The organism is Geotalea toluenoxydans JCM 15764 (genome assembly GCF_001311985.1).
Taxonomy (GTDB): Bacteria; Desulfobacterota; Desulfuromonadia; order Geobacterales; family Geobacteraceae; genus Geotalea; species Geotalea toluenoxydans.
Genome location: NZ_BBCJ01000061.1, coordinates 1 through 4,177, shown reverse-complemented (window position 1 = coordinate 4,177; position 4,177 = coordinate 1). Strand labels below are relative to the sequence as shown.

Annotated in this window: 3 protein-coding genes and 2 pseudogenes; 2 read left to right on the top strand and 3 right to left on the bottom strand. The window is 56.0% G+C overall.

Annotation, left to right across the window (positions count from 1 at the left end):
- Positions 1-139 precede the first annotated feature (139 nt).
- Together ligA and JCM15764_RS20640 are read left to right on the top strand one after the other, a co-directional pair.
- Positions 140-2,147: pseudogene (ligA, locus tag JCM15764_RS20645) on the top strand (NAD-dependent DNA ligase LigA).
- Positions 2,148-2,150: 3 nt separating this feature from the next.
- Positions 2,151-2,426 carry an acylphosphatase gene (locus JCM15764_RS20640; protein ID WP_054698802.1) on the top strand — a complete coding sequence of 92 codons (276 nt, stop codon included), beginning with the start codon at positions 2,151-2,153 and terminating at the stop codon, positions 2,424-2,426.
- Positions 2,427-2,548: 122 nt separating this feature from the next.
- Here the strand turns inward: JCM15764_RS20640 and JCM15764_RS20635 are convergent, their stop codons facing one another.
- From JCM15764_RS20635 to JCM15764_RS20625, 3 genes and pseudogenes are all read right to left on the bottom strand, one after another.
- A complete protein-coding gene (locus JCM15764_RS20635; protein ID WP_054698800.1) occupies positions 2,549-2,938 on the bottom strand; it encodes a hypothetical protein in 390 nt (129 codons plus the stop codon).
- A 37-nt stretch (positions 2,939-2,975) separates the two neighbouring features.
- The gene (locus tag JCM15764_RS20630) at positions 2,976-3,497 is read right to left on the bottom strand and encodes an InlB B-repeat-containing protein (protein WP_243689549.1); all 522 of its coding nucleotides are present in this window, start codon (positions 3,495-3,497) and stop codon (positions 2,976-2,978) included.
- A 60-nt stretch (positions 3,498-3,557) separates the two neighbouring features.
- Positions 3,558-4,162 (bottom strand): annotated as a pseudogene (locus tag JCM15764_RS20625) (MBG domain-containing protein); the annotation flags it as partial.
- Positions 4,163-4,177 lie beyond the last annotated feature (15 nt).

Sequence of the window (4,177 nt, the reverse complement as noted above, 5' to 3'; positions counted from 1 at the left end):
GGGGGGTCCCACCAGCATTTTACCCATGACAAAAATTATTGTCAGCTAAAATATGCTGGGTTTCCCTGCAATTGCCAACCCTCCCCCGCTGTGCTATAAACACCATATTCCTACACCCCGCCGAGGAGCCAATTCATCCATGGACAGAACAGCCGCACAGCTTCGCATACAGGAGCTGCACCGGGAAATCAACCGTCACAATTACCTCTACTATGTGGAAGACCGGCCCGAAATCGCCGATGCCGAGTATGATCTGCTCCTGCGCGAACTGCAGCAGCTGGAAAGGGAATTCCCGGACCTTGTCACCGCGGACTCCCCCACCCAACGGGTCGGGGCGGCGCCCCTGGAAAAATTCAACCAGGTAACCCACCGCCTGCCGATGCTTTCCCTGGAAAACGCCTTCAATGAGGGAGAGATGCGTGATTTCGACGAGCGCATCAAGCGCTACCTGGGCCTACCCATGGCAAAGGAAATTGAGTACGTATGCGAGCCAAAGATGGATGGGCTGGCGGTGGAGCTTATCTATGAAGAAGGCTCCCTCACATTCGGGTCCACCCGCGGCGACGGCTATGTGGGAGAGGATGTCACCCAGAACCTGAAAACGGTCAAATCGATCCCCCTGCGCCTCCATTGCTCGACCCCGCCCAGCCTGGTCGAGGTCAGAGGCGAGGTTTACCTGGGGCTGGCGCCCTTTCAGAAACTGAACATGGAGAGGGAAGAAGCAGGGCTCCCCCCTTTGCCAACCCACGCAACGCTGCCGCAGGTTCTCTGCGCCAGTTGGACCCGCGGATCACCGCCAGGCGGCCCCTCTCCATCTTCTGTTATGCCCCGGGTATAGTGGAAGGATATGAATTCACCTCCCAGAGCCGGATGCTCGCCACCCTGCCCCAATGGGGGCTGCCCGTAAACCCTTTGATCAAAAAGTTGCCGGCATCGACGCTGTCCTGGCCTATTACCGGGAAATAGGCGAGACACGGGAGTCGCTCCCCTATGAAATTGACGGTGTGGTGATCAAGGTGGACTCCTTCGATCTGCAGCGCGATCTGGGGGAAAAGACCCGCTCCCCCCGCTGGGCCATTGCCTGGAAATTTCCGCCGCGACAAGCGGTAACGGTCGTCGAAGATATCGTTCCCCAGGTGGGGCGCACCGGTGTCATCACCCCCGTTGCCCATCTCAAGCCGGTTGAGGTTTCGGGGGTGATGGTGTCCAGGGCAACCCTCCACAATTGGGAAGAAATGGAGAAAAAGGACATCCGCAAGGGAGATACGGTGGTCGTGGAGCGGGCCGGCGATGTCATTCCGGCCGTAGTCAAGGCCATGACGGAGAAGCGGCTGGAGGGAGCGGAGCTTCTGGCGGTTCCTGCTGCCTGCCCCGAATGCGGTTCGGAGATCGTCAAGATACCGGGAGAAGTGGCAATCCGCTGCCTGGGGCTCACCTGCCCGGCCCAGATCAGGGAGACCATCATCCATTTCGCCTCGCGCCATGCCATGGATATGGAAGGGATGGGGGACAAATATATTGAGCAGCTGCTACGGCTGGGGCTGGTCAAGAATGTCGCCGACCTCTACTACCTGACCAGGGATGATTTCATGCGCTTCGAGCGCATGGGGGACAAACTGGCGGAGAACCTGCTTAACGCCATAGAGGCCAGCAAGCACCGCGAGCTGTCACGCTTTATCTATGCCCTGGGCATACGCCACGTGGGGGAGCATACGGCAAAGCTTCTGGCCAGCGCCTTCGGCAGCATCGAGCACCTGGAAAAGGCGACGGAAGAGGAGCTGCTTTCCATCCGGGAAGTGGGTCCCCAGGTGGCGCAGAGCGTCCGCACCTTTTTCCGCAACCCCGCCAATCGGGAGGTGATCGAGCGCATGTTTGCCGCAGGGGTCAAGCCGGCTGTGGAAGAGAAAAGGCTGGGGGGACGCTTTACCGGCAAGACCTTCGTTTTTACCGGCGCCCTCACCCGCTTCACCCGTGATGATGCAAAAAACATGGTGGAAAATGAAGGTGGGCACGCCGCCGGCTCGGTCTCGAAAAAAACCGACTATGTGGTTGCCGGAGCCGAGGCGGGAAGCAAACTGGACAAGGCCCGGCAGCTTGGTGTGAATGTGCTGACGGAAGATGAATTCTTGAAGATGCTGGAGGGATGACAAGTGAAGATTCGTGCCATGGTAACAATAACCGGTCTTGTGCAGGGAGTGGCTTTTCGCCAGAGCACCCAGCAAACCGCACAGAGGTTGAATGTCTGCGGCTGGGTGAAAAACCTCCCTGATGGGTCCGTTCAGGGATGTTTCGAGGGTGAAGAAACCGATGTGGAGGCCTTGATTGGGTGGTGCCATGAAGGACCAAGTCGGGCAGAGGTAAGCGGAGTCAATGTAAAGAAAGAGACATTTTCCGGGCAATTCGAGAGTTTTCGTATTTCCTATTGAAGCAGCACATTAGCTGTCAGAAAAAAAAGGCAAGAAAGCAAGGGCATTTAAGCCCCAGCTTCTTGCCTTTTAAATTTTCTGTCGGATATGCGCCTCAACCAGCCGGCACTTCCGTTATCAGCTCAGAGGCAGCATACCGCTCCACTCCTGACGGTAAGTTCCAAAGCCGGTTCCCTGTGACTCCATCCAAGGCCGAATAATACATCCACCAATCGCACCGAGTTCAGTTGAGCATCCAGTAAATCAGAACAGATCATCACTGTGGTTGAGCGAGTTGTTGCACGCAGCCCGGCAATGTAAGGTAGCCCGTTTACCACAAAGGGAATGGAAACTCTTTCGCCTTCCCTGTAAGGAAGAGGGCCGGCATCTTCCTTCTTGATGTTTATTATCAAGAGCGGCAGAGTATCTCGGTAAAAACCGACTTTTGCCACCTTGCCTAGAATTGTCATGGCCTTAGGCGGCGCCATCTGGCGCCGCCCTTCAGTTTCACTTCTTGCTGTTTGTCCGTTCATATGCCGCCTCTTCCATTTGCTGCTTTAGAATGGCCACTCAACGAATTACCAAGCCCCTTACATCCACTGTTCCATCGCTGATAGTCAATGAGCCGCTGACAGAACTGAAGCCGTTACTATTCCATCCTGCATCCTTCCCGCCATCGAGTATAACGGTAACAGGACGGTTGAACAAAATATCTTCCATGAACTCCATGAAGCTCTGATCCCTTACTTCCAGGGTTGCACCATCATTGGCCGCGTTGTAAGCAGACTGAATCGATTCGTAGTAGTTTGAGCCAATTCTGACGTTTTGAGCCGAATCAAATGTGGCTGTAACATTCTTGATTGCATCCATTGTCACAACGCAGGGCTCGGTTCCGGTTCCGGTACATGCACCGCTCCATCCGGTAAAAGTAGAGTTGGAAGCTGTTGCTGTCAGGGTAACGATTGTGCCGCTGGCATAATCATAGCTGCAGCCTGTGGTACCGGTGCAGGAAATAAAGCCGTCGCTGCTGTGGACACTGCCAGCCCCTGCAATGGATACCGTGAGTGGGTACGTAACTGAGGCCGCCTCCACTGTCAAAGTACCGTTGACGAATGTGAAGTCGTAGTTTGCCGCGGCCAGTGTTCCCTGAACGGGTGTAATCGGGTAGGTGCCGACAGGACTCGTTTCAGTAGCGGTCGTATTCAAGATCGGAAAACCGCTGAGGACTGCTGAGGTATCACCGGCGACAAAGCTGAGTAGCTTGCAGTGAATTCCGGATCGGGTGCACCCACAACACGGGTCTTGTCATCCGCCGTCACGGTCAGAATTGCCTTGTCAACGGTCAGTGTTCCGGCAACATAGGTGAAGTTGTAATTGTTGCTTACTGCACCAGCTGCGGTGATCGGGTAGGTTCCGGCGCCACTGGTCGTGGTTGCTGCAGTGGTTGCGGTTGCCTGGCTGGTAAGTGATGCTGCAGTGTCACCGGCAACGAAACCGGTGTAGGCTACGGTCAGGGCCGGATTGGCAGAACCGTAGATCTTGCCGGCGTTGTTGGCGGTTACGGTAAGTGGCGCCTTGTCAACGGTCAGTGTTCCGGCAACATAGGTGAAGTTGTAGTTGTTGCTTACTGCACCGGCTGCGGTGATCGGGTAGGTGCCGGCGCCGCTTGTCGTGGTTGCGGCGGTGGTTGCGGTAGCCTGGCTGGTAAGTGATGCGGCGGTGTCACCGGCAACGAAACCGGTGTAGGCTACGGTCAGGGCCGGATTGGCAGT

Excerpts from the sequence above, each read along its gene's own strand:
- JCM15764_RS20635 (WP_054698800.1), bottom strand. The coding sequence starts at position 2,938 with ATGAACGGACAAACAGCAAGAAGTGAAACTGAAGGGCGGCGCCAGATG.